Source organism: Geodermatophilus sp. URMC 64 (assembly GCF_053502555.1).
Map to the genome: position 1 here is coordinate 2,609,426 of NZ_CP199955.1, position 24,065 is coordinate 2,633,490.

The window sequence follows — 24,065 nt, forward strand, 5'->3', positions numbered from 1 at the left end:
GGGAGGCCCGCATGAAGACCGTCATCCCTGATGCGCAGATCGACCGGCTGACCGTCGGCCGGATATCGGTGGGGCAGCTCGATGCCGGCCCGGTCCGGGTCGGCCGGCTGGTGCTCAACGACGCCCGGACCTCCGTGCGCACCGGCACGGCGGCATTCCGCAACCTCCGGGTGGAGCTACAGCTCGAGCTGCGGCTGCGCTGGACGGTCAGCGTGGACCTCGGGTTCCTGGAGAAGACCTGGGACGGGACGATCGAGCTCGGGGTGCAGAAGCCGACCATCCGGGTCGGCGACCTCACGCTGCCCGGTCTGCAGCGGCTGGACCTCACTCTCGCCTCCGTGGCGGTCGAGGACCTGCGGGCGGACGTCGGCGTGCTGCAGAACCTGACCCTGGGCGGAGCCACCGCCGAACAGGTCCGGATCAGGGACCTCACCGCGCCGCTCCAGGACGTCACCCTCACCGGCTTGGGCCTGGGCGGGATATCCCTCGAGGGGCTCGGGCTGCCGGCCGCGGCCGCCGGCGCGACCACCATCGCCCGCCTGGTGGGGGAGGCCCTGCCACTCGGGACGATCACGGTCCCCGCCGTGGATCTGCCGGCGGCCGGTGCCGGCCGGGTCATCGCGGGGGGTCTGGACACCACTGCGGTGTCCAACCCGATCGACTTCACCGCGGACACCGGTCTGCTGGACGTGACCCTCGAGGTGGTGCCGGCGAGCCGGCTGCTCGCCGACGAGCTCCTGCTCGACGGCGTCGAGGTGGCGCTCGGGATCGGCTCGGTCGAGCTGCACGACGTCGTCCTGCCGTACCAGCTGCTCGATCTGACCCTGTCCGACATCGGCGTCCAGACCGTGGACGTGCCCAAGATCCAGGTGGCCTGAGATGAGCGACCCCCAGCGCGCCGTCGTGCGCGTCCAGGTTCCGAAGGTCTCCAACGTGATCGAGATCGGCGAGATACTGCGGGCGCTCCGGGACGTCGCGGCCCGCGAGGCCACGCAGGCCCCCGGCCGCGCAGCGCTCTCGACCGACCGCTCCGGCGACCTGGGCCGGGTGCAGGACCTGGCCGGTGAGCTCGCCGACCTGATCGACCGGATCCCGGACTTCCCCCGGCGGCCCCCACCGTCCTGATCTCCCGTCCCCGCCCTTCTCGCGAGCAGGAGGCCCCATGCAGACCGTCGTCCCGGAAGCCAGGATCGACCGCGCGCACGTCGCCCGGGTGGGCATCGGCCGCCTGGAGCTCGGTCCGCTCAGCGTCGGCGAGCTCATCGCCGGCGACGTCCGGATGGGGATCCGATCCGGTCGGGCGGAGCTGCGCGGTGTGCGCGTCACCGTCCAGCTGCGGTTCTCACTGCTGTGGTCGATCCGGGTGCCCCTGCCGTGGCCCTTCGACGACATCGTCATCACCGAGCAGGAGAGCTCCCTGGGGCGGATGGACCTGCCCTTCGCCTTCGGCGACGCGGACATCCCGAGCCTGCAGGACATCGACCTCCGGATCCCGCGGCTGAGCGCGGCGGGTGTCGTGACCCAGGCCGACCCGGTGACTGGAGTGGAGTTGACGGACGTGCAGGCCGAGGGCGTGCAGCTGGTCGACCTGACGCTTCCCTCGGCCGGGTTCACGTTCGCCGGCCTCGCGCTGACCGCGGTGAACGTCAACGACGTCGCCGTCCCGGCCGCGGGGGTGCGCACCGTGGCGGTCCGGCAGGTGCGCGGCGCGCCGGCCCGGCTGCCGGCCTTGCGCCTGCGGGGTCTCGACCTGCCGGCGGCCTCGGCCGGCGACGTCGGCAGCGGGCCGATCGACCTGACCGTCAATCGCAGCCAGCCGCTCGACACCGTGCCGGTGCCGCTCGGCGTGCTCACCGCGGCGCTGCGGGTGCGGGCCGGGGCCCGCACCCAGGTCGCGCAGATGCGTCTGTCCGGGGTGCAGGCCGGCGCGAGCGCCGGCACCGTCGAGCTGCGCGACGTCACGGTGCCCTTCAGCGCCGGGCAGCTGACGCTCGCCGACCTCGGACTCGACACCCTCGAGATCCCACTGCTCGGGGTGGCCTGAGATGCCTCCGGACCCACGCCTGCCGGAACCGGAGCCCGCGGCGACGATCCGCCCGCCCGACGAGCCCCCGGCCCAGGTGCCCCTCGCGTTGAGCGACGTCCTGGAGCACCTGATCAGGGGCGCCGAGAGCCAGGCCCAGGTCTCCGCGAGCACCCGGGCGGAGGCCGGGATGGCCGCGCCGCAGGTGGACGAGCTCAACCGGCGGCTGGTGAACGTCGGCCGGCTGGCCGGCGAGCTGCGCGCCGAGCTCGCGGCCCTCGAGGCGCTGCGGCCCCCCGACCGCCCCGTCATCACCTGACACTGGAAGGACCGGCCCGGCGGTATCAGACCCGCAGCCCGCCCCTCTGGTGGGCAGAGGGGTGCCGCAGGGAACGGCACCGGAGCTGTCAGGGGGGATGCCTCGTGGACGGCGGACCGGCGCAGGTGGGACTGCTGGGCGGCTTCCGGCTGGATCTGGCCGGGACGACGGTGCGCGACCTGCCGCGGGGGGCGCAGCGGCTGGTCGCCTACCTCGGCCTGGCCTCCTCCCCGGCGCGGGCGGCCGTCGCCGGTCAGCTGTGGCCGGAGGTCCCCGAGGGCCAGGCGCACGGCAGCCTGCGCACGGCCCTCTGGCGGCTGCACCGGGTGGCGCCGGACCTGGTGGACTCCTCCGGCGGCGCGCTGACCCTGGGACGGGACGTGCGGGTCGACGTCCGCGAGACCGGCCGGTGGGCCCGGCTGGTGCTCGACCCGCGCGGCGGGGTCCCGGAGCAGGTGCCCGGCGACGAGGAGCTGCGGTGCGAGCTGCTGCCCGGGTGGTACGACGACTGGGTGCTGCTGGAGCGCGAACGGCTCCGTCAGCTGCGGCTCTACGCCCTGGAGGCGCTGGCCGGCAAGCTGGCCCGGGCCGGGCGCCGCGGCGAGGCCGTCGAGGTGGCGCACGCGGCGATCCGGATGGAGCCGTTGCGGGAGACCGCGCACCGGACGCTGGTGGGCATCCACCGGGCCGAGGGCAACCTCGCCGAGGCGCTGCGCGCGTACACGGCGTTCCGGGAGATGCTGGACCGGGAGATGGGCGCGTCGCCGTCCCCCCTGATGGAGCGCGCCGTGGCCGGGCTGCCGCTGCCGGCTCCGGGCACGGTGGTGGCGCTGCGCGCCGGCCGTCCGTCGTCCGGCCGGCGGAGCGCGGCGGCCGGGGTCGGATGAGCCGGTGCCCGGCGGAGCCGACGTCGACGCCGATCACCTCGTCGCGCCGGCCAACGGTCGGCGGGCCGGCGACGGCGCATCGAGCAGGTCCCTCAGCGACCGGGTGTTGCGCAGCCGCTGCAGGGACCGGGACCGGGTCGGCCCGATGCTGCCCACGGGCATGCCCAGGCGCCGGCTGATGTCCCGGTAGCTCGGCGGCGGGTCCAGGGTCAGCAGCACCAGCAGCTCGCGCTGGAGGTCGGGCAACTCCGCCAGGCCGTCGCGCACGGCGCGGTCCCGTTCCGCCCGGAGCAGCCCGGCGTCCACGTCCGTCCGCTCGTCCGCCGGCTGTGGGCCGCTGTCGCCGAACGGGTCGAGGGGAGCCGCCCGGCCTTGTCCCCGCGCGAGCCGCAGGGCCTCGTGCCGCGCGGTCGCGGCGATCCACCCCGGCAGGGCGACCGGTTCCCGGATGCGGTCGAGGTGCTCGAGCAGCCGCAGCCAGACGGTCTGCGCGACGTCCTCGGCGTCCCTGTCCCCGAGCCGGTAGCCGCGGGTCACCGAGCGCACGAGCGGGAGGAAGCGGTCGACGAGGGCGGTCCAGGCATCCCGGTCGCCCCGGCGCGCGCCCTCGACGAGGACGGCGGCGCACTCCTCCCAGGCCGGGCGCTCGACGGGTGGCGTCCTGATCGCAGCCATCTCGATTGCAGCCATCTCGGCCTCCTCGTCGTGCTGTCCCTCGGCGTCACTGTCGAACGCCGCGACGGGGCACGTCCAAGCCCTCTCGGGGCAGAGGTGACGGGGTGGGGGAGGAGCGCCGGGGCGCGCACACGGGACCGCGGGCGCGGGACCTCCAGCGCTGGAGGTCCTAGCCTGGTGGTCCGGTCGGGCGCAGCTGGGGGAGACGGTGCTCGAGGACGATCTGTCGCAGGTGCTGAGGAACGTCGCCGCGGACGCCCGGCCGGCGACGCGGGAGAAGATCGCGAACAGCCCGGAGACCCGCGCCTTCCTCGAGGTCGGCCTGCTGCTGCTCCGCGACGACCTGCTCGACCACCGCGGCCCCGATCTGCTCGACGACCACGACGCCGGGACGCGGCTGTTCGCCGGGCTCTCCCAGGCGCGGCTCGTCGAGCGCGCGGAGCGGGAGGGACGCGGCGACGACCGCCCCCTCGTCCTCACCGTGGGCATGTTCCGCGACCGCTGGCGGTACAAGAGCCGGTACACCGAGGACCTGATCGCCTACCTGCTGCGACCGGCGCGCCTCGAGCAGCTCATGCTCGAGACCCGCGAGGTCGCGGTCACGCTGGCGCGCGACCGGAGCTTTCCCGAGCTGGTCCGGAGGCTGGCCGGCGCGGTCATGGGCGCGACGCTCGACGACCCGCTGTGGAGTCTGCAGACGATCATGTGGGTGGCGCTGCCCAACCACCCCCGCGTGCAGGCGTTCCTGAAGGCGCGCTACGAGCAGTGGATCGCGCACTGGGCCTCGCTCTACGAGGAACTGGCCGAGCACTTCGGCCTGCGTCTGCGGCCCGGGTACGGGTGGTTCGACCTCGCCGAGCTGATCAACGCCGTCGCCGACGGCGCCCGGCTGCGCGCCCGCGCCATGGGCTCGGTGGCCACCCTGTCCAACGGGGACGACGTCGTCGTGGGCGCCGTGCACGCGCTGGTGCGCGCGCTGCTGGTCCCCGCATCGGGAGCGGAGGAGCTGCCGACGGGCTGAGGCGGCTGCAGCGCTGAGCTCGCGGGGCGCCCCGGTATCACGGCGCGGCCTCGGACCTCTTCCTGCCAGGGTCCCGCTCCGGGACCGGCCGGGCTCCTCCGGGCGGCGTCGTCCGGAGACCCGTGGTCCGCCGACAGGAGGATCGTCATGACCTTCGACGCTTCGCCGCCGGTCGCTCCGCCGCAGCGCGGTGGCTTCCTCGGCTTCCTCACGACCCTTCCGGGGATCCTCACGGCGGCGGCCGCCGTCATCACGGCCGCGACCGGCGGCATCTACCTCACCCGTGGCGGCGAGGAGACCCGCCCCGACGGGGGCGCGACGTACAACATCAACGTCGACGCCGCGCCCGTCCCCGAGGGATCCGGCCAGGTCGACACCGCCGAACTGACCGGCGGACTCGCCGGCGTCTCCGTGGACAGCGAGGTGGACGCGCTGATCGCCGACTGCGCGAACGGCGACGGTGGCGCCTGCCAGACGCTGCTCGACCTGCTGGCGCAGGAGTGCTCGCAGGGGTTCGGGATCAGCTGCGACGTCCTGTACTGGGTCTCCGAGGTGGGGTCCCCGTACGAGGCCTACGGCGCGACGTGCGGCGGTCGGTACGACTGGACCTACGCCGGCGCGTGCAGCGAGCTGTGACCGGGAGCCCGGTCCGCGCCGGGGACCCCGGCGGGGAGGGGCGACCCTCCTCCGGCGTCCTCGGCCGGGCCGTCGACCGGCCGGTGTTCTGGTGGAGCGCCGGGGCCGTATTCCTGGTCAACGCCGGCTTCTCGGCCGGCGAGGGCCGGTGGGCCGTCGCCCTCCTCCAGGTGCTGACCTGCGTGTGGGCCGTCGTGGCCGGCATCGCGGCGCGGCAGGCACGGCCGGCTCGGGGCGAGCCGGGTCGCCCGGCCTGATCCGCTCAGCCGCCGGCGAGCAGGGCGCGCACCGCGTCGATGTCGTCCGCCTCGGCCGGCGTCTTGTCCGGGCGGTAGCGGACCACCCGGGCGAAGCGCAGCGCGACACCGCCGGGGTAGCGCGGGCTGCGCTGGGCGCCGTCCAGGGCGATCTCGACGACCAGCTCGGGCCGCAGCAGCACGCCCCACTCGTGCTGTTCCCGGGCCAGGCCGGGGAAGGTGCGCGTCTGCCAGTCCAGCAGCTCGTCGGTCATGCCCTTGAAGGTCTTGCCGACCATGACCGGCGCGCCGCCGTCGGGGTCGCGGGCACCCAGGTGGATGTTCGACAGCTGCCCGGTCCGCCGTCCGTAGCCCCACTCCGCGCCGATCACCACCAGGTCGAGGGTGTGCACCGGCTTGACCTTCTGCCACGCCCGGCCGCGGCGGCCGGCGGCGTAGGGCGCGCCGAGGTCCTTGACGACGACGCCCTCGTGGCCGGCGGCGAGCGCCCCCTCGAGCACCCCGGCCGCCTGCTCGGGGGTCGGCTTCCGGACGCCGGGCATCCGGAGCGCGGCGTGCTCGTCGGCGGCCAGCAGCTGCGCCAGCGCATCGAGCCGCACGCGCAGCGGCTCGTCGAGCAGATCACGGCCGTCGAGGTGGAGGACGTCGAAGAAGAACGGGCTGAGCAGGACGGTCGCATCGCCTCCCTCCCCGCCCGGCCCCGCGCTGCCGAAGCGGCTCATCGTGTCCTGGAAGGTGCGCGGCCGGCCGTCGTCGTCGAGGGCGAGGGTCTCCCCGTCGAGGACGACGGACCGGCACGGCAGCGCCCGCACCCGCTCGGCCAGCTCGGGGACGGCGTCGGTCACCTCCCGCAGGGTGCGGGTCCACACGCGGACGACGTCGCCGTCCCGGTGCACCTGGATCCGGGCGCCGTCGAGCTTGTGCTCGACCGTGACGTCGGCGCCGAGGTCGGCCAGCGCGGCGTCGAGCGACGAGCCGGGACTGGCCAGCATCGGGTGCACGGGGCGACCGACCCGCAGCCGCTCGGCCTCGAGCGCGGCCACCCCGCCGCCGAGGGCGGTGGCCGCGGTGTCGGGCAGGCTGCCGGAGAGCATGTACGCCCGGCGGACGGCGGCGGCCGGCACGCCCGCCGCGCCCACCACGGCGTCGAGGACGACGCCCTCGAGGGCGCCCTGGCGCAGCTCGCCGGTGAGCAGCCGGACCAGGAACCGCTGCTCCTCGGCGGTGGCGGCGCCGAACAACCCGGCCAGCAGAGCCTCCCGACGGGCGGTCGATCCGGGGCCGGTGGCCGCCGCCAGCTCGCCGAACGCCTCGTCGACCCCGGTCACCGTGAGGGCGGGATCCGCGACCGGGTCGTGCGCCAGCCGGGACAGGGTCCGCCAGCCGACGCCGAGGCGGCTCTGCAGCGGCTCGCCCGACAGCCACGCGGTGACCGGCCGGATCTCCCCGGCGTCGGCCTTGCGCAGCGCCTGGGCGATCGCGGCCGCCTTCGCCGTCCGGGCACGGGTGGCCGCGACCGCGGCGGAGGCGGCGACCACGTCGGCGAGCAGCACGGCGCCATCGTCGCAGGTCCAGCGCCCGCGCATTGACGACCGGCGTTCTCCGGACGAGCATGCCCGCGAGCACGGGGGCCTGGCGACGAGAGGCCGGCCATGACGACCGCACCTGACGTGCTGGTGGATCCCGCCGCGCTGCGGGAGCAGGTCCGGGACAAGTACCGGGAGGTGGCGGCCGATCCGTCGCGCCGGTTCCACTTCCACACCGGACGCGAGCTGGCCCGGCGGCTCGGCTACGACGACGACGCGGTGGCCGCCCTGCCGGACCGGGCTGTCGAGTCGTTCGCCGGGGTGGCGAACCCGTTCGCGCTGCGGCCGCTCGAACCCGGCGCCCGGGTCGTCGACGTGGGCTCGGGCGCCGGCTTCGACTCCTTCCTCGCCGCCCGGCAGGTCGGGCCGGACGGCCGGGTCGTCGGGGTCGACATGACCCCGGAGATGGTCGAGAAGGCGACGGCGACCGCGGCCGAACTCGGGCTGACGCAGGTCGAGTTCCGCCTCGGCCTCGCCGAGTCGCTGCCGGTGGAGGACGGCTGGGCAGACGTCGTCCTCTCCAACGGCGTCATCAACCTCTGCGCCGACAAGCGCGCCGTCCTCTCCGAGATCCGCCGGGTGCTGCGGCCGGGCGGCCGGCTGCAGTTCGCCGACATCGCCAACGGCCGCCCCGTGCCGGAGGGGGCATTGCGCGACATCGACCTCTGGACCGGCTAGATAGCCGGCGGGCTGCCCCGTGCGGGCTGGCAGAAGATCCTGACGGAGACCGGCTTCACCGACCTCGCCGTCGGCGACGCCGTCGACACGTTCGGCGGCGCGGACGGGGAGCGGAACGCCCGGGCCTACGAGGTCTACGGCTACCCCTTCCTGGCCCGCAGGCCTGGGTAGCAGGGTTCCCACAGCCGGCTTCCGGTCCAGGCACAGGCAGGGAGCCGACCGTGGAGCCATGAGCACCTTCGGCGCCCTGCTCGGCACGCTCCTGCTGCTGGTCGAGCTTGTCCTCGTCGCCCGCGTGGTTCTGGACTGGGTCGGGGTGCTGGCCCCGGGCGGGACCGGCGCGTCCCGTGCCCGGGCGGTGACCCATCGCCTCACCGAGCCGCTGATCGCCCCGGTGCGCCGCGTGCTGCCGCCGCTGCGGGTCGGCGGGCTGTCGATCGACCTGGCGTTCACGGTCGTGTTCCTGGCCGTGGTGGTCCTGCGTGCCCTCGTGGTCAGGGTCTGAGCCGAGTCGCTAGCGTCGCGGCAGGGCCCGGACCGGAGGTGCGCGATGGCGACGACGTCCACCGAGCGGCGAACGGCGCTGGCGCGACTCCTGCCGGACGGCGCGCTGATCACCGACGACGCCGTCCTCCTGGGGCTCTCCTCCGACGAGGCGGAGTGGGCCGACGTCGGCCGCGCGGCCGGAGCCGTCCGCGCCCGAAGCGTCGCGGAGGTGCAGCAGGTCGTCGCCACCTGCGCCGAGCTGGGCGTGCCGGTGGTCACCCGGGGGGCGGGCACGGGGCTCTCCGGCGGCGCGAACGCCGTCGACGGCTGCCTGGTGCTGGACCTCTCGCGGATGAACCGGGTGCTGGAGATCGACCCCGACGACCTGGTCGCGGTGGTCGAGCCCGGCGTGGTCAACGACGACCTCAAGGCCGCGGTGGCCGAGCACGGCCTCTGGTACCCGCCCGACCCGGCCAGCGCGCCGTGGTCGACGATCGGCGGGAACGTGGCGACCAACGCCGGCGGGCTGTGCTGCCTGAAGTACGGCGTGACCCGGGACTACGTGCTGGGCCTGCAGGCGGTCGTCGGCGGTCCGGCGGGGGCCTACGGCACGGCCGTGCGCATGGGCCGGCGCACCACGAAGGGCGTCGCCGGCTACGACCTGACCGGCCTGATGGTCGGGTCGGAGGGCACGCTCGGCGTGGTCACCGAGGTGACGCTGCGGCTGCGGCCCGCGCCGTCCGCCGCGCCGCGGACCGTCGTCGGCGCCTTCGGCTCGCTGGTCGCCGCCGGCGAGGCGGTCGCGCTGGCCACCCGCCGCAAGCTCACGCCGCTCGCCCTGGAACTGCTCGACGGGCCGACGCTGCGGGTGGTCGAGGAGTGGAAGCACCTCGGGCTGGAGGCGGACGCCGCCGCCCTGCTGCTGGCGAAGATCGACACCCCGGGCGCGTCGGGGGAGGAGGAGGCGACGGCGATGGCCGCCGCCTTCCGCGAGGCCGGTGCGCTGTGGGCCGAGCAGTCCAGCGACGACGCCGAGGCTGAGGCGCTGTTCGCGGCCCGGCGGCTGGCCTACCCGGCGTTGGAGCGCCTCGGCCCGGTGCTGACCGAGGACATCTGCGTGCCGCGCTCCGAGGTGCCGGCGATGCTGCGGGACGTCGAGGAGATCGGCGCGCGGCACGGGGTGCAGATCGGGACCATCGCGCACGCCGGCGACGGCAACCTGCACCCGTGCATGATCACCCCGCCCGGGGACGACGACGCCCGCCGGGCCGCAGTCGCGGCCTTCGACGACATCCTCACCGCGGCGATCGCCCGGCGCGGGACGGTCACCGGGGAGCACGGAGTCGGGCTGCTCAAGCGCGGGGGCATGCGGGCCGAGCTCGACCCCGGCGCGCACGCCATGCAGGAGGCGATCAAGCAGGCGCTGGACCCGCTGGACCTGTTCAACCCCGGCAAGGTCGTGGGCGAGCCGTAGCGGAGGCCCGGTGTTCCGTTCCGTCCCCGTCGCGGGCGGCGCGCTCTCGGTCGAGGTGCTGGCCGGCGACACCGACCCCGTCCTCGCCGTCCACGGGCTCAGCAGCAACTGCAGGCTGTGGAACTGGCTGCGCGCCGAGGCCCCGGAGCTCGCACTCGTCGCGCCCGATCTGCGGGGACGGGGCGCGAGCGTGCACGTCGGCGGTCCGTCGTCCGTGGCCCGGCACGTCGAGGACATGATCGCCGTCCTCGACGAACTCGGGCTCGACCGGGCGAGCGTGTGCGGGATGTCGATGGGCGGCTTCGTCGCGGTCGCGCTGGCCACGGCGCACCCCGACCGGGTGCGCGACGTCGTCCTGGTGGACGGCGGGTTCCCGATGGCGGTCCACGAGGGGCTGACCGAGGACGGCGTCCGCGCGGCGTTCGCCGCCCAGGCGTCCCGGGTGGACAGGGACTTCGCCGACGTGCGGAAGTACGCCGACTTCGTCCTGCCCGGCATGCCGCTGCTCGACCGCGACGACCCGCTGCTGCTCGACTACCTGTCGCACGACCTGGCCGACGGCCGGGTGCGGCTGGATCCCGACGTGCTGGTCGCCGACGCGATCGACACCATCCTGGGCACGTCGCCGTGGCGGCAGCTGGACCGGCCCACCCGGCTGGTCCACGCGCAGTGGAGCACGGGACCCGACTCGCCGCCGGCCTATCCGCCGGAGCGGGTGGCCGCGTTCGCCGCGGAGCTGCCCGCCCTGGAGGCCACCGAGCTGGTCGAGGGTGTCGACCACGCGGCCAGCATCATGACCCGCCGTGGCGCCGCGGTCGTGGCCGCCCACCTGCGCACGGCCCTGCAGCGCGCGGCCTGACCGGGGGTCGCCGTACGCATGCTCCTGGCGGTAGCCGACAGCGGGTGTGCCCGCATTAGCGGAGCGGTGAGTCGGAGCGCCGTCGCGTTTCCGCGGAAACGCGACGAGCCGTTGACCTGCGACTTCTGTCAGCGGCCCGATCTACAATTCGAACATGCATTCGATGACGAAGAAGCCCGGGGCGGTTCAGGACGACGCCCCCTGCGAGCACCCGTCCGGCTCACCGTTGCCGGAACTGGCGCGGGCGATCACCGGCGGCGCGGTGCGGATGGCCGCGGCCACGGCGGCCTGGCTGCGACTGGTCGCGGAGTTCGACGAGCGCGGCGGCTGGCACGGTGCCGGCATCACCTCCTGCGGGCACTGGCTGTCCTGGCAGTGCGGCCTCTCACCCAACGCCGGACGGGAACACGTGCGAGTGGCCCGGGCGCTGCGCGCGCTGCCCCTGATCGAGGCGGCGTACACCGCCGGCCGGCTGTCGTACTCGAAGGTCCGGGCGCTGACCCGGATCGCGGCGGCCGACTGCGAGGCGTCGCTGCTGGAGTTCGCGTTGTCCGCGACCGCGTCGCAGACCGAGCGGTTCTGCCGGCAGTGGCGGCGCATCGAGGACGCCGAGGCCGGCCGGCGGCCGGAGGAGGGCATGTCCTTCCAGACCTGGACCGACGACGACGGGTTCATGACGTTCAAGATCCGCGTGCCGACCGAGCAGGGGGCCCCGGTGATGGCCGCGATCGACTCCCTCGCCGAGCGCGACGCCCGCCGGGAACGCGCCCAGGCGAAGAGGGCCCAGGCGCAGCACGAGCGGACCCGCGCCGCCGGAGGCACCGTCGACCATGACGTGGCCGAGCGCTGCACGGAGGACGTCGCGGCCGGGCTGGCCCGCGAGCGCACCGCCGCCCGCCGCGTCGCCGCCTTCGCCGCCCTGGCCGAGGCGCGCGTGCACCTGGATCGCCGCGCGGGGGATCCGCCGCGGCGAGAGGTGGTGGTGCACGTCGACGCCGACGTGCTCGCCGACGACGCCGCCGGCCGCGCCTTCTTCGAGGGAGGTCCGGCTCTCTCCGGCGCCCAGGCGCGCAGGATGCTCTGCGAGGCGACCGTGGTCACCATGCTCGAGCGCGGCCGGGAGCCGTTGGGGGTCGGCCGCCGCAGGCGCCGGGCGACCCGGGCACAGCGGCGGGCCCTGCTGCGTCGAGACGGCGGCTGCGCGCGGCCGGGCTGCCCCGAGATCCGCATCGAACGACTGCACGCCCACCACCTGCGGCACTGGCTGTTCGGCGGGCGCACCGACCTGGACAACCTGGTGCTGCTCTGCGACGCCGACCACGGCCTGGTCCACGACCTGGATCTGGTCATGACCCGCAGCGACGGGTGGCTGATCGTCACCACGCCCGACGGGCGGCGGGTGTGGGGCGGCGGGGACGCGGGCTTCCAGGCCGGTCTGACCGGCCTCGACGCCAACCGCACCGCCGACGAGGACCCGTTCGTCGGCGTCCACCCGATCGACACCCGGATCGGCCGCCGACCGGCCGACGCCCCGGCCGTCGACCGCCGCTCCGAGCCCACCGCAGGTGCGCCGCTGGCCAGGCGCCCGGCGCGGGGCCGTGGCCTTCCGCGCGACCGGTTCCCGCACCGCCGCCGAAGCGCACCCACCGGACGTCCCGAGGGCGTCCGGCGGCCCGGCGGCCGACGCGCCGGCCGGCGCACCTCCTTCGCGGCGCCTGCCCCGGCCTCCCCGGCCCGAAGGGCCGCCCGGATCGGCGCGGCCCTCTTCCCCGACGGCCCGCCCGATCTGCCCGACACGATCCAGGACCGCACCGACCGGCTCGACATGGCCTATGCCCTCGGCGTCCTCATGGGCAACCGCGAGCTCGTCCGACGGCTGGCGGCCGAGACAGGAGGTGGCGAACCGACGTGAGGGTCCGCCGCGTTTCCGCGGAAACGCCGGTCAGCGGGACACGCCGTCCAGGTAGAACCAGCGTCCGTCCTCGCGCACGAACCGGCTGCGCTCGTGCTGGACGCCGGCCGCCCGGTCGGCCACGTACGCCGCCCGGAACTCGACGGTGCCCTCCCGGTCGAGCATGGCGCCGGCGGTCGTGGCCACGATCTCCAGCCCGGTCCAGCGCACGGCCGGGTCCAGCTCGAGCGTGCGCGGCCGGGTGCGCGGGTGCCACGTGTCCAGCAGGTAGGCGGCGTCGCCGACCACGAACGCGCTGTACCGCGAGCGCATGAGCTGCTCGGCGGTGCCCGCGGTCGCCGTGCCGTCGTGCAGCCGGCCGCAGCACTCGGCGTAGGGCAGGCCGGTGCCGCACGGGCAGCGTGTCGGGGTCACCCGCCGAGTCTGCCGGTCAGTCCTCGGCGAGCCAGACCGCGGTGTCGGGCGGCAGGGCGACGCTGCGGTCGGAGGCGGGCAGGTGCGGCGTCGAGGCGAGCAGCACCGAGCCCGTCGAGCGGACCAGCACCGTCTCGGCGCCCATGTTGACCACGCACCGCACCGTCCGCCCGTCCCCGGTGCAGCGCACGGTGAGGACGTCGCCGTCGCGCTGCACGGTGGCCTCGCCCGAGCCCAGTGCCGGGTGCTCGGCCCGCAGCGCCAGCGCCCGCCGGTAGAGCTGCAGCATCGAGCCGTCGTCCCGCGTCTGGCGCGAGACGGCGTGGCGGTGCCAGCGCGAGGGGATCGGCAGCCACGGCTCGGCCGCCCCCTCGGGCGAGAAGCCCACACCCGCGGAGGCGTTCCACGGCATCGGGACCCGGCAGCCGTCGCGGCCGGCGCGGGCGCCGCCGCTGCGGAAGAAGATCGGGTCGCGCTTGGCCTCGTCGGGCACCGCGGCCTGCGGCAGCCCCAGCTCGTCGCCGGCGTAGAGGTAGGCCGAGCCGGGCAGCGACAGCAGCAGCAGGGCCGCGGCGCGGGCCCGGGCGGTGCCGAGCTCCCCACCGCCGAAGCGGGTCACCAGGCGGTCCTTGTCGTGGTTGCCGAGGACCCAGGGCACCGAGGCGCCGACCGGCGCGAAGGCGTCCAGCGCGGACCGCACGCCGTCGGCGAAGGCCTCGGCCGACCACGGCGACTTCAGCAGCCGGAACGAGAAGGACTGGTGCAGCTCGTCGGGCCGCGAGTACAGCGCCACCTCGTCGAGGTCGGCCAGGCAGACCTCGCCGACCAGCATGGTGTCCGGGTACTCGTCGCAGATCGACCGCCAGCGCCGCCAGACGTCGTGCACCTCGGGCTGGTTCCAGGTCATCGCCTGCTCGGGCCCGTGCCCGAACAGGGTGGGGGAGTAGAGCCCCGGGTTGTCCCGCAGCTCCGGGTCCTTGAACAGCCCGTAGGCGACGTCCACGCGGAACCCGCTCACGCCCCGGTCCAGCCAGAACCGCAGCGTCTTCTCGAAGTCGGCGGCCACCTCGGGGTCGCGCCAGTTCAGGTCCGGCTGCTCGGGGGCGAACAGGTGCAGGTACCACCGCCCGTCCGGCGTCCGGGACCACGCCGGCCCGCCGAACAGCGACTGCCAGTTGTTCGGCGGCTCCTCCGACGGCGGGGCGAAGTGGTAGCGCGCCGCCTCGGGGGAGTCGGGGTCGGCGAGCGCCGCCTGGAACCAGGGGTGCTGGTCCGAGGTGTGGTTGGGGACGACGTCCAGCACGACCCGCAGGCCGAGCTGCCGCGCGTCCTCCACCAGGGCCTCGAGGTCCGACACGTCGCCGTAGTCGGGATCGACCGCCCGGTAGTCGGTGACGTCGTAGCCGCCGTCCGCACCGCCCGAGGGGTAGTGCGGGTTGATCCACAACGCGTCGACGCCGAGCCACGACAGGTACGGCAATCGCGAGCGCAGGCCCGCCAGATCGCCGATCCCGTCGCCGTTCCCGTCGGCGAAGGAGCGCAGGTACACCTGGTAGACGACGGCCGTCCGCCACCAGGGCGTCGACGACCGCGGGGACGGGACCCGTCGTTGGGCCGCGGTCCCCGCACGGATCATCCGAGCGGACACGTGCCCACCATCGGCAGATGAGGCGCCCCGGGTCCCTATTGGGAATGCCGAACAATTGCGAGAGTCTTGGCAGATTCCGCCAGATCCGCAGGTCGTCAGCCTGCGGTCAGGACTCGTGGTCCCGTTCGGTGGCCGGCGTGGGCCGGTCAGCGGCCTCGTGCCCGGGGTCCAGGTGGGTCACCTGCGAGAGCCGCAGCGGCCGGAACGGGCCGCCGGCGGAGACCTCGAGCGGGGCCACGACGAGGCAGACGTGGTCGCTGCCCTCGTCCAGGACGGCGACCCGCTCGGCGGTGAACCGGTGCGGGCAGCCGCGCAGGACCGGCACGCCGCCGGGCCCCGGGTCCCAGTCGCACCGGGCGAACTTGTCGACGTCGTCCCCGGACACCGTGCCGAACAGCCGCGGCAGGTCGTCGTCGACGTCCTCGGCCAGGAAGTGGACGGCGAAGTGCCGCGCGTGCAGCGCCACCCGGAACGTGTGGTTGGCCTTGGACAGCCAGACCACGTACCGGGGCGGCGTGATGCTGCACTGCGCGGAGAAGCCCACCAGGCAGCCGGCCCGCTCGCCGCCGGACACCGCCGTGACGATCGTCATCGCGGGGTCCAGGTGCGCGACCAGGGTGGCGAAGTCGCCGTCGTCCTCGCTCAGCTCGGCCTCCCTCCCGCGACGGGTGCGGGCCAGAGTGTGCACCCGGCCGGCGCGGAACGGCGAGGAAGCCATCCGCGGCAGCCCTTCCGAGCCGGGCGGTTCGGTGATGTGCTCCCCCTCACACCCCGACGCACCGCCCCTGGGAGGACGACGCGATGACGCAGACGCTCGACTCGCCCCCGCTGACCCCGCAGCAGCGGGCCGAGACCTGGCTGTCCGGGCTGGAGGACGCGCTGCGCGCCCGCGACGTGGCTCGTGCCGCCGGCATGTTCGCCGCCACGAGCTTCTGGCGGGACCTGGTCTCCTTCACCTGGAACATCACCACCGTCGAGAACCGGGCCGGCGTCACCGAGCTGCTCACCGAGACCCTCGAGCGCACCGACCCGACGGCCTTCGCCGCCGAGGAGCCGGCCGAGGAGGCCGACGGCGTCACCACCGTCTGGTTCACCTTCGAGACGGCGGTGGGCCGCGGCCGCGGCCTGGCCCGGCTCATCGAGGAGGACGGCGAGACCAAGGCGTGGACCTTCCTCACTTCGCTCCACGAGCTCAAGGGGCACGAGGAGCCGAAGGGTGCGCGCCGGCCGATGGGCGCCGAGCACGGGGTCAACAAGCAGCGGCTGACCTGGCTGGAGCGGCGGGAGAAGGAGCGGGCCGAGCTCGGCACCGCGGTGCAGCCGTACGTGCTGGTCGTCGGCGGTGGCCAGGGCGGCATCGCGCTCGGCGCCCGGCTGCGGTCGATCGGCGTGCCGAGCCTCGTCGTCGACAAGCACCCCCGGCCCGGCGACCAGTGGCGCGGCCGCTACAAGTCGCTCTGCCTGCACGACCCCGTCTGGTACGACCACCTGCCCTACCTGAAGTTCCCCGACACCTGGCCGGTCTTCTCGCCCAAGGACAAGATCGGCGACTGGCTCGAGTCCTACGTCGAGGCCATGGAGGTGCCGTACTGGACGAGCACCGCCGTCACCAGGGCCAGGTACTCGCCGGAGAAGGGGGAGTGGACCGTCGAGCTCGAGCGCGAGGGCGACCCGCTGACCCTGCGGCCCAAGCACCTGGTGCTGGCCACCGGGATGTCGGGCAAGCCGAACATCCCGGAGATCCCCGGCCAGGACGTCTTCCGCGGCGACCAGCACCACTCGTCGGCCCACCCCGGGCCGGACGCCTACGCCGGCAAGCGCTGCGTCGTCATCGGCAGCAACAACTCCGCCTTCGACATCTGCGGCGCGCTGTGGGAGCACGACGCCGACGTCACGATGGTGCAGCGCTCCTCGACGCACATCGTCCGCAGCGACACCCTCATGGACATCGGGCTCGGAGCGCTCTACAGCGAGGAGGCGGTGGCCAACGGGGTCACCACCGAGAAGGCGGACATGATCTTCGCCTCGATCCCGTACCGGATCATGCACGAGTTCCAGATCCCGCTGTACGACCAGATGCGGGAGCGCGACGCGGACTTCTACGAGCGGCTGGAGGCCTCCGGCTTCCGGCACGACTGGGGCGACGACGGCTCCGGGCTGTTCATGAAGTACCTGCGCCGCGGCTCGGGCTACTACATCGACGTCGGCGCCGCCGACCTGGTCGCCGACGGGCACGTCAAGCTCGCGCACGGGCAGGTGGTCCGGCTCACCGAGGACGCCGTCGTCCTCGAGGACGGCACCGAGCTGCCGGCCGACCTGGTGGTGTACGCGACCGGGTACGGGTCGATGAACGGCTGGGCCGCCGACCTGATCGGCCAGGACGTCGCCGACAAGGTCGGCAAGGTCTGGGGCCTGGGATCGGGGACGACGAAGGATCCCGGCCCGTGGGAGGGCGAGCAGCGCAACATGTGGAAGCCGACCCAGCAGGAGGCGCTGTGGTTCCACGGCGGCAACCTGCACCAGTCACGGCACTACTCGCTCTACCTCGCCCTGCAGCTCAAGGCCCGGTACGAGGGCATCCCGACCCCCGTCTTCGGCCTGCAGGAGGTGCACCACCTGAGGTGAGGACCACGGGATCGGAGGCCGGCGCCTGTGCTCGTGACCACAGGCGCCGGCTCGAATTGACGCACCCCCGCGACCGCAGGATGCTCGCGCCGTACCGAGCCGGAGCAGTCGGCAACACGGTCGGATCCGGCTCCTGGCCCGGGCACAGGGATGCGCCCAACCGCGAGGGGGAGTCGTGACCGCGACACAGGTACGCACGGCCCGGACCGGCGAGAAGCTCGTGGGCCGGGTGGCCTTCGTGACCGGCGGTACGAGAGGCATCGGCGCGGCGATCTGCCGCAGCCTGGCCGCCCAGGGGGCCGAGATCGCCGCCGGGTACAGCGGCAACACGCAGGCGGCCGAGGACTTCTGCGAGAGCTTCTCGAAGGACTTCCCGGACAGCCACTCCACCGTGCACCGCGGGGACATCGGGTCGGCCGACGACTGCCGCCGCACGGTGCAGGAGGTCATCGACCAGCACGGCCGGCTGGACATCCTGGTGAACAACGCGGGGATCACGGTCGACCGCACGGTGCTGAAGATGACCGACGAGGACTGGCGGCGGGTCATCGACGTCAACCTCTCCGGCGCGTACTACCTGTCGCAGGCCGGGCTCAAGCACATGGTCGAGCGTGGCAGCGGGCGCATCGTGATGATCTCGTCGGTCATCGGGGAGATCGGCGGCATCGGGCAGGCCAACTACGCGTCGGCCAAGGCCGGGCTGCTCGGCCTCACCAAGACCCTCGCCCGCGAGGCCGCGATGCAGACCCAACGGTCCGGCAACACCGACGGGATCGGCATCACGGTCAACGCCGTGACCCCCGGCTACACCGCCACCGAGATGCTGGCCACCATCCCGGAGAAGGTGCTCGAGGGCCTGCGGTCGAAGATCCCGATCGGCCGGCTCGGGGAGCCCGAGGAGGTCGCCCGCGTCGTGCACTTCCTGGCCGCGGACGCCTCGTCGTACATCACCGGCCAGGTGTGGGGGGTCAACGGCGGCCTCGACATGTAGCCCGTCCGCGACATCGACCGTCGACGTCGCGACCGCGACAGGGAGGGGGCGCGCGGGTGTTCCACCGCATCGCCGTGGTCAACCGGGGCGAACCGGCCATGCGGCTCATCCGGGCCGTGCGGGAGCTCGACGCCGAGCACGGCACGCGGACGCGCGTCATCGCGCTGCACACCGAGGCCGAGCGGCGGGCCACCTTCGTGCGCGCCGCCGACGAGGCCGTCCTGCTGCGCGAGACCGGCACGGGCAGCCCGTACCTCGACCACGAGGAGCTCGCCCGCGCCCTGCGCGCCAGCCGGGCCGACGCTGCCTGGGTGGGGTGGGGTTTCGTCGCCGAGGACCCGGCGTTCGCCGAGCTGTGCGCCGACCTGGGCGTGACCTTCGTCGGGCCGCCGCCCGAGGCCATGCGCCTGCTGGGCGCCAAGATCGAGGCCAAGGTGCTCGCCGAGCAGGCCGGCGTGCCGGTCGCGCCGTGGAGCGGCGGGCCGGTCGCCGGGCTCGAGGACGGCCGCGGGCACGCGGCGACGATCGGCTACCCGCTCATCGTCAAGGCGCGCAGCGGCGGCGGCGGGCGCGGCATCCGGGTGGTGCGCTCCGAGGCCGAGCTGGAGGACGCGCTCACCCGCACGCAGGCCGAGGCGGAGCGCACCTTCGGCGACCCGGTCGTGTTCATGGAGCGGCTGGTCGAGGGCGGCCGGCACGTCGAGGTGCAGGTGATCGCCGACCGGCACGGCACCGTCTGGGCGCCCGGCGTCCGGGACTGCTCCGTGCAGCGGCGCAACCAGAAGATCCTCGAGGAGTCCGCCTCCCCGGCGCTCTCCGACGAGCAGGACCGCTCGCTGCGCGAGTCCGCGATCGCGCTGGTCAAGGCCGCCGGCTACGTCGGGGCGGGGACCGTCGAGTTCCTGTATCAGCCCGACGAGCGGCTGTTCACCTTCCTGGAGGTCAACACCCGGCTGCAGGTCGAGCACCCGGTCACCGAGGAGACCACCGGCCTGGACCTGGTGAAACTGCAGCTGCACGTCGCCGAGGGCGGCCGGCTCGAGGGGGAGGCGCCCCCGGCACGCGGCCACGCCGTGGAGGTCCGGCTCACCGCGGAGGACGCCGAGCAGGGTTTCGCGCCGGCCCCCGGGCGGGTGGAGCTCATGCGCCCGGCCACCGGCCCCGGCGTGCGGGTCGACAGCGGGTTCGGCGAGGGCGACGTCATCCCGCCGCAGTACGACTCGATGATCGCCAAGATCATCGCCTGGGGCCGGGACCGCCCCGAGGCCCTCGCCCGGCTGCGCGTCGCGCTGCGGGACACCACGGTCGTCCTGCGCGGCGGGACGACGACCAAGTCCTTCCTGCTCGACCTGCTCGACCGGCCGGAGGTCGTGGCCGGCACCGTGGACACCGGCTGGCTCGACCGCACGGGCAGCGAGGCCGCCGCCCTGCCGATCGGCGACGCGTGGGTCGCGCTGGTCCAGGTGGCGATCGACGTGTCGGAGGCCGAGGAGGCGGGGGAGCGGGCCGCGTTCCTCGCCTCCGCCCGCGGCGGGCGGCCGCGCGCCCCGCACGAGGTGGGCCGCCCCGTTGAGCTGGGCTACCGCGGGCAGGTCTACCGGTGCACGATCGCCAAGACCGGCCGGGACCGCTACCGGGTGGAGCTCGACGGCCGCTACGCCGACGTCGAGGTCGACCGCCTCGGCCCGCTGGAGACCCGGCTCGCGGTCGGGGACCGGCGCTGGTCGGTCGTGGCCGTCCAGGGCACCGGCTCGCACCTGGTCGAGGTCGACGGGGTCGCCCACCGGGTGACCCGGGACGCCGGCGGCCTCGTGCGCGCCCCGGCCCCGGCCGTCGTCGTCGCGCTGCGCGTCGCGCCCGGCGAGGAGGTCGAGGCCGGCCAGACGGTCGCCGTCGTCGAGAGCATGAAGATGGAGACGCCGGTGCGCGCGCCGTTCGCCGGCCGCGTGCGCGAGCTGCTGGTCCGGGCCAACGCCCAGGTCGACGCCGGCGCCCCGCTGCTGTTCGTCGAGCGGACCGGCGGGGACGCCGAGGAGGTCACCGGCGAGCGGGTCGCGCTGCCCGAGCCCGACGCGCCCACCGCGCACGCCCGGGACCGCGCGCTGTCCCTGCTCGCCGCGCTGCAGGCGCTGATCACCGGTTACGACGTCAGCGGCCGCTACGCCCGGGAGCTCATCGCCCAGTACGACACCGCCCGCGGCGAGCTCGCCGACGACGAGGAGCTGCTCCACGGGGAGCTCGCCGTCCTCACCACGTTCGCCGACCTGGCCGAGCTCTCCCGCAACCGCCCGGCGAGCGAGGAGGAGGAGGCCGACCAGCAGGTCCACAGCCCGCGGGAGTACTTCCACGCCTACCTGCACTCGCTGGACGCCGACCGCGAGGGCCTGCCGGAGAGCTTCCGCGCCCGGCTGCTGCGCGCCCTGCAGCACTACGACGTCCAGGACCTGGAGCCGGGGCCGGCGCTGCAGGAGGCGGTGCACCGGATCTTCCTGGCCCAGCAGCGCACCGCCGACCAGCTGCCCGCGGTGCTGGCGCTGCTCGACCGCTGGCTGTCCGCGCCGGCGCCGTCCGGTCCCGCGCGCGCCGAGGTCGGCGACGTCCTCGACCGGCTCGTCGTCGCCACCCAGCTGCGCTACCCGGCCGTGGGCGACGTGGCCCGGGCAGTGCGCTACCGGTACTTCGAGGAGCCCGTCGTCCAGGCCAACCGCCAGGTCGTCCTCGAGGAGGCCACCCGGTTGCTGGCCGAGCTGGAGGAGGCCGGGGCGCGCGGCGACGGCGACGCGTCGATGCGGCGCGTGGAGCAGCTGGTCGAGAGCCCGGAGCCGCTGATCCGGTTGCTGGCCGAGCGCGCCGACCGGCGGACCGACGTCCCGGACCCGGTCCTCGAGGTGCTGACCCGCCGCTACTACCGCAGCCGGGACCTGGAGAACGTTCGGTCCTTCCTGCTCGACGGGCACTCCAGCGTGACCGCCGACTACGACCTGCTCGGCACCCGGCTGCACCTGGTCGCCCTGATGGCGCCCGTGGGCGACCTGCCGACCCTGCTGGCCGCCGTGTGCCGGATGGCCGGCGACGTGCCCGACCCGCAGACCCTGCTCGTGGACCTCTACCTGTCCTGGCCGGACCGCCCGGCCGACCCCGACGCGCTGGCCGCGCAGGTGCACGGCCTGCTCGGCGACCTGGCGCCGCTGCCGGTGGTCCGGCGGGTCACGGTGACCGTCTGCACCCCGGCCGGGGACGTCGAGACGGTGACCTTCCGGCCCGGGCCGGAGGGGCTCGCGGAGGACCGGCTCGTCCGGGGCATGCACCCGCTGACCGCGCAGCGGCTGAACCTGTGGCGGCTGAAGAACTTCGACGGCGAGCGCGTGCCGTCGGCCGAGGACACCTACCTGTTCCACGTCACGGCCAAGGACAACCCGAACGACGAGCGGTTCATCGCGATGGCGGAGGTCCGCGACCTGGCCGCACTGCGCGACGAGACCGGCGAGATCGTCGGGTACCCGACGGTCGAGCGCCAGCTCACCGCGTGCCTGGACAGCCTGCGGCGGGCGCAGTCGCGGCGGCGCTCCCGCCGGCCTCTGGAGCACAACCGCGTCTTCCTCTACGCCTGGCCCTCGATCGAGGTCCCGCTGTCGGAGGTGGCCACCTTCGCCCGGATGGCCGCGCCGCTCACGGTCGGGGCCGGCCTGGACCAGATCATGCTGTTCGCGCGGCTCCAGGAGCCGGGCGGGACGCCGCGCGAGGTGGCCCTGCGGTTCTCCTACCGGCCCGGCACCGGGGTGCAGCTGCAGCTCACCGAGCGGCCCACCGAGCCGATGCGCACGCTCGACGACTACACCGAGAAGGTGCTCAGCTCGCGGGCGCGCGGCGCGGTCTACCCCTACGAGCTGAGCAGCCTGCTGGCCGGTCCCGACGGGACCTTCGTCGAGCACGACCTGGACGACGAGGGCCGGCTGGCCCCGGTCGACCGGCCACCCGGCCGCAACCGGGCCGGGATCGTCGTCGGCGTGGTGACCACGCCGACGAAGCGCTACCCCGAGGGCATGACGCGGGTGGTGCTGTTCGGCGACCCGACCAAGCAGCTGGGCACCGTCGCCGAGCCGGAGTGCGCCCGCGTCATCGCCGCGCTGGACCTCGCCGAGGAGCGCGGGCTGCCGGTGGAGTGGTTCGCGCTGTCCTCGGGAGCGCGGATCTCCATGGACAGCGGCACCGAGAACATGGACTGGGTGGCCCGCGCGCTGCGCCGGATCATCGAGTTCACCCAGGCCGGCGGCGAGGTCAACGTCGTCGTCGCGGGCATCAACGTCGGCGCCCAGCCGTACTGGAACGCCGAGGCCACGATGCTCCTGCACACCAAGGGCATCCTGATCATGACGCCGGACAGCGCGATGGTGCTCACCGGCAAGCACTCGCTGGACTACTCCGGCGGGGTCTCCGCCGAGGACAACTTCGGCATCGGCGGCTACGACCGCGTGATGGGCCCCAACGGCCAGGCGCAGTACTGGGCGCCCAACCTCACCGCCGCCTGCGAGGTCCTCTTCCAGCACTACGAGTACGCCTACGTCGCGCCGGGGGAGCGGTGGGCGCGGCCGGCCGACACCGGCGACCCGCGGGACCGCGACGTCCGGGAGTTCCCGCACACCCACCCGTCGAGCGACTTCAGCACCGTCGGCGACATCTTCTCGGCGACCGCCAACCCGGAGCGCAAGAAGCCGTTCGACATCCGCACGGTGATGCGCGCGGTCACCGACACCGACCACCCGGTCCTGGAGCGGTGGGCCGGCATGGCCGACGCCGACACCGCCGTCGTCCAGGACGCCTACCTCGGCGGGCACCCGGTCACGGTGCTGGGCATCGAGTCGCACCCGATCCCGCGCCGGGGCTCGTTCCCGGCCGACGGCCCCGACCAGTGGACGGCGGGCACGCTGTTCCCGCGGTCGTCGAAGAAGACCGCGCGGGCGATCAACGCGGCCAGCGGCAACCGTCCGCTGGTCGTGCTGGCCAACCTGTCCGGCTTCGACGGCTCCCCGGAGTCGCTGCGCAAGATGCAGCTGGAGTACGGCGCCGAGATCGGCCGGGCGCTGGTCAACTTCGACGGCCCGATCGTCTTCTGCGTCATCTCCCGCTACCACGGCGGTGCCTTCGTCGTCTTCTCCGGCGTCCTCAACGACAACATGGAGGTCCTGGCGGTCGAGGGCTCCTACGCGTCCGTGATCGGCGGGGCCCCGGCCGCCGCGGTGGTCTTCACCCGCGAGGTCGACAAGCGCACCGCCGCCGACCCCCGGGTGCGGGAGCTGGAGGAGGCCCTCGGCTCGGCCGACGCGGTCGAGCAGGGCCGGCTTCGGGCCGAGCTGGCCACCCTCCGCGCCACCGTCCGCTCGGAGAAGCTCGGCGAGGTGGCCGCCGAGTTCGAGGGCGTCCACGACATCGCGCGAGCCCAGCGGGTCGGCTCGGTGCACGCGATCATCCCCGCCGCCGAGCTGCGCCCCCGCCTCATCGCCGCCGTCGAGCGGGGGATGGAGCGCGCGGCCCGGAGCTAGGCCCACCGCGACGTCCGACGGTCAGAAAGGACCA

The 24,065-nt window shown here is 74.6% G+C and carries 20 protein-coding genes and 1 pseudogene; 16 read left to right on the top strand and 5 right to left on the bottom strand.

Features of this window, described 5'->3' with window-relative positions:
• The first annotated feature begins 11 nt into the window (after positions 1-11).
• From ACWIYF_RS12810 to ACWIYF_RS12830, 5 genes are all read left to right on the top strand, one after another.
• Complete coding sequence (locus ACWIYF_RS12810; protein ID WP_448628516.1) at positions 12-878, top strand: hypothetical protein; 867 nt, start codon at positions 12-14, stop codon at positions 876-878.
• A 1-nt stretch (position 879) separates the two neighbouring features.
• Entirely contained in the window at positions 880-1,125 is a 246-nt protein-coding gene (locus ACWIYF_RS12815; protein WP_448628517.1) for a hypothetical protein, read from the top strand.
• Between the two features lie 37 nt (positions 1,126-1,162).
• A complete protein-coding gene (locus ACWIYF_RS12820) occupies positions 1,163-2,044 on the top strand; it encodes a hypothetical protein (RefSeq protein WP_448628518.1) in 882 nt (293 codons plus the stop codon).
• Position 2,045: 1 nt separating this feature from the next.
• Positions 2,046-2,342, top strand: coding sequence for a hypothetical protein (locus ACWIYF_RS12825; RefSeq protein ID WP_448628519.1), 297 nt, complete (start codon positions 2,046-2,048; stop codon positions 2,340-2,342).
• Positions 2,343-2,446: 104 nt separating this feature from the next.
• Positions 2,447-3,229 (top strand): AfsR/SARP family transcriptional regulator, encoded by a 783-nt coding sequence (locus ACWIYF_RS12830; RefSeq protein ID WP_448628520.1) that lies wholly within the window; start codon positions 2,447-2,449, stop codon positions 3,227-3,229.
• A 33-nt stretch (positions 3,230-3,262) separates the two neighbouring features.
• Here the strand turns inward: ACWIYF_RS12830 and ACWIYF_RS12835 are convergent, their stop codons facing one another.
• On the bottom strand, positions 3,263-3,919 hold the full coding sequence (locus ACWIYF_RS12835; RefSeq protein WP_448628521.1) for an RNA polymerase sigma factor: 657 nt from the start codon (positions 3,917-3,919) through the stop codon (positions 3,263-3,265).
• Positions 3,920-4,112: 193 nt separating this feature from the next.
• Between ACWIYF_RS12835 and ACWIYF_RS12840 the strand changes: the two genes are divergently transcribed.
• From ACWIYF_RS12840 to ACWIYF_RS12850, 3 genes are all read left to right on the top strand, one after another.
• Positions 4,113-4,925, top strand: coding sequence for a hypothetical protein (locus ACWIYF_RS12840; protein WP_448628522.1), 813 nt, complete (start codon positions 4,113-4,115; stop codon positions 4,923-4,925).
• Positions 4,926-5,072: 147 nt separating this feature from the next.
• On the top strand, positions 5,073-5,561 hold the full coding sequence (locus ACWIYF_RS12845) for a hypothetical protein (protein WP_448628523.1): 489 nt from the start codon (positions 5,073-5,075) through the stop codon (positions 5,559-5,561).
• A complete protein-coding gene (locus ACWIYF_RS12850) occupies positions 5,558-5,818 on the top strand; it encodes a hypothetical protein (protein ID WP_448628524.1) in 261 nt (86 codons plus the stop codon). The genes ACWIYF_RS12845 and ACWIYF_RS12850 overlap by 4 nt, the downstream gene beginning before the upstream one ends.
• A 5-nt stretch (positions 5,819-5,823) precedes the next feature.
• Here the strand turns inward: ACWIYF_RS12850 and ACWIYF_RS12855 are convergent, their stop codons facing one another.
• Positions 5,824-7,371 (bottom strand): ATP-dependent DNA ligase, encoded by a 1,548-nt coding sequence (locus ACWIYF_RS12855; RefSeq protein WP_448628525.1) that lies wholly within the window; start codon positions 7,369-7,371, stop codon positions 5,824-5,826.
• Positions 7,372-7,470: 99 nt separating this feature from the next.
• Here ACWIYF_RS12855 and ACWIYF_RS12860 point away from each other — a divergent pair.
• The 5 genes and pseudogenes from ACWIYF_RS12860 (at position 7,471) to ACWIYF_RS12880 (ending at position 12,813) form a co-directional block, all read left to right on the top strand.
• Positions 7,471-8,253, top strand: a pseudogene (locus ACWIYF_RS12860) (methyltransferase domain-containing protein).
• A 58-nt stretch (positions 8,254-8,311) separates the two neighbouring features.
• Positions 8,312-8,587, top strand: coding sequence for a YggT family protein (locus ACWIYF_RS12865; protein WP_448628526.1), 276 nt, complete (start codon positions 8,312-8,314; stop codon positions 8,585-8,587).
• Between the two features lie 45 nt (positions 8,588-8,632).
• Positions 8,633-10,042 carry an FAD-binding oxidoreductase gene (locus ACWIYF_RS12870; RefSeq protein WP_448628527.1) on the top strand — a complete coding sequence of 470 codons (1,410 nt, stop codon included), beginning with the start codon at positions 8,633-8,635 and terminating at the stop codon, positions 10,040-10,042.
• A 10-nt stretch (positions 10,043-10,052) separates the two neighbouring features.
• On the top strand, positions 10,053-10,901 hold the full coding sequence (locus tag ACWIYF_RS12875; RefSeq protein WP_448628528.1) for an alpha/beta fold hydrolase: 849 nt from the start codon (positions 10,053-10,055) through the stop codon (positions 10,899-10,901).
• A gap of 154 nt (positions 10,902-11,055) precedes the next feature.
• A complete protein-coding gene (locus tag ACWIYF_RS12880) occupies positions 11,056-12,813 on the top strand; it encodes a DUF222 domain-containing protein (RefSeq protein ID WP_448628529.1) in 1,758 nt (585 codons plus the stop codon).
• A gap of 30 nt (positions 12,814-12,843) precedes the next feature.
• On the opposite strand, the gene ACWIYF_RS12885 is transcribed toward ACWIYF_RS12880, so the two are convergent.
• The 3 genes from ACWIYF_RS12885 to ACWIYF_RS12895 all read right to left on the bottom strand — a co-directional run bounded on the left by ACWIYF_RS12885 (position 12,844) and on the right by ACWIYF_RS12895 (position 15,593).
• Positions 12,844-13,227: a YchJ family protein gene (locus ACWIYF_RS12885; RefSeq protein WP_448628530.1), complete on the bottom strand. Its 384-nt coding sequence runs from the start codon at positions 13,225-13,227 to the stop codon at positions 12,844-12,846.
• Between the two features lie 16 nt (positions 13,228-13,243).
• Positions 13,244-14,875: a glycoside hydrolase family 13 protein gene (locus ACWIYF_RS12890; protein ID WP_448628531.1), complete on the bottom strand. Its 1,632-nt coding sequence runs from the start codon at positions 14,873-14,875 to the stop codon at positions 13,244-13,246.
• A 106-nt stretch (positions 14,876-14,981) separates the two neighbouring features.
• A complete protein-coding gene (locus ACWIYF_RS12895) occupies positions 14,982-15,593 on the bottom strand; it encodes a flavin reductase family protein (RefSeq protein WP_448628532.1) in 612 nt (203 codons plus the stop codon).
• Between the two features lie 83 nt (positions 15,594-15,676).
• Here ACWIYF_RS12895 and ACWIYF_RS12900 point away from each other — a divergent pair, with 83 nt between their 5' ends.
• From ACWIYF_RS12900 to ACWIYF_RS12910, 3 genes are all read left to right on the top strand, one after another.
• On the top strand, positions 15,677-17,500 hold the full coding sequence (locus ACWIYF_RS12900) for a flavin-containing monooxygenase (RefSeq protein WP_448628533.1): 1,824 nt from the start codon (positions 15,677-15,679) through the stop codon (positions 17,498-17,500).
• Positions 17,501-17,675: 175 nt separating this feature from the next.
• A complete protein-coding gene (locus ACWIYF_RS12905) occupies positions 17,676-18,491 on the top strand; it encodes a 3-oxoacyl-ACP reductase family protein (protein WP_448628534.1) in 816 nt (271 codons plus the stop codon).
• A gap of 56 nt (positions 18,492-18,547) precedes the next feature.
• On the top strand, positions 18,548-24,031 hold the full coding sequence (locus tag ACWIYF_RS12910) for an ATP-binding protein (RefSeq protein ID WP_448628535.1): 5,484 nt from the start codon (positions 18,548-18,550) through the stop codon (positions 24,029-24,031).
• Positions 24,032-24,065 lie beyond the last annotated feature (34 nt).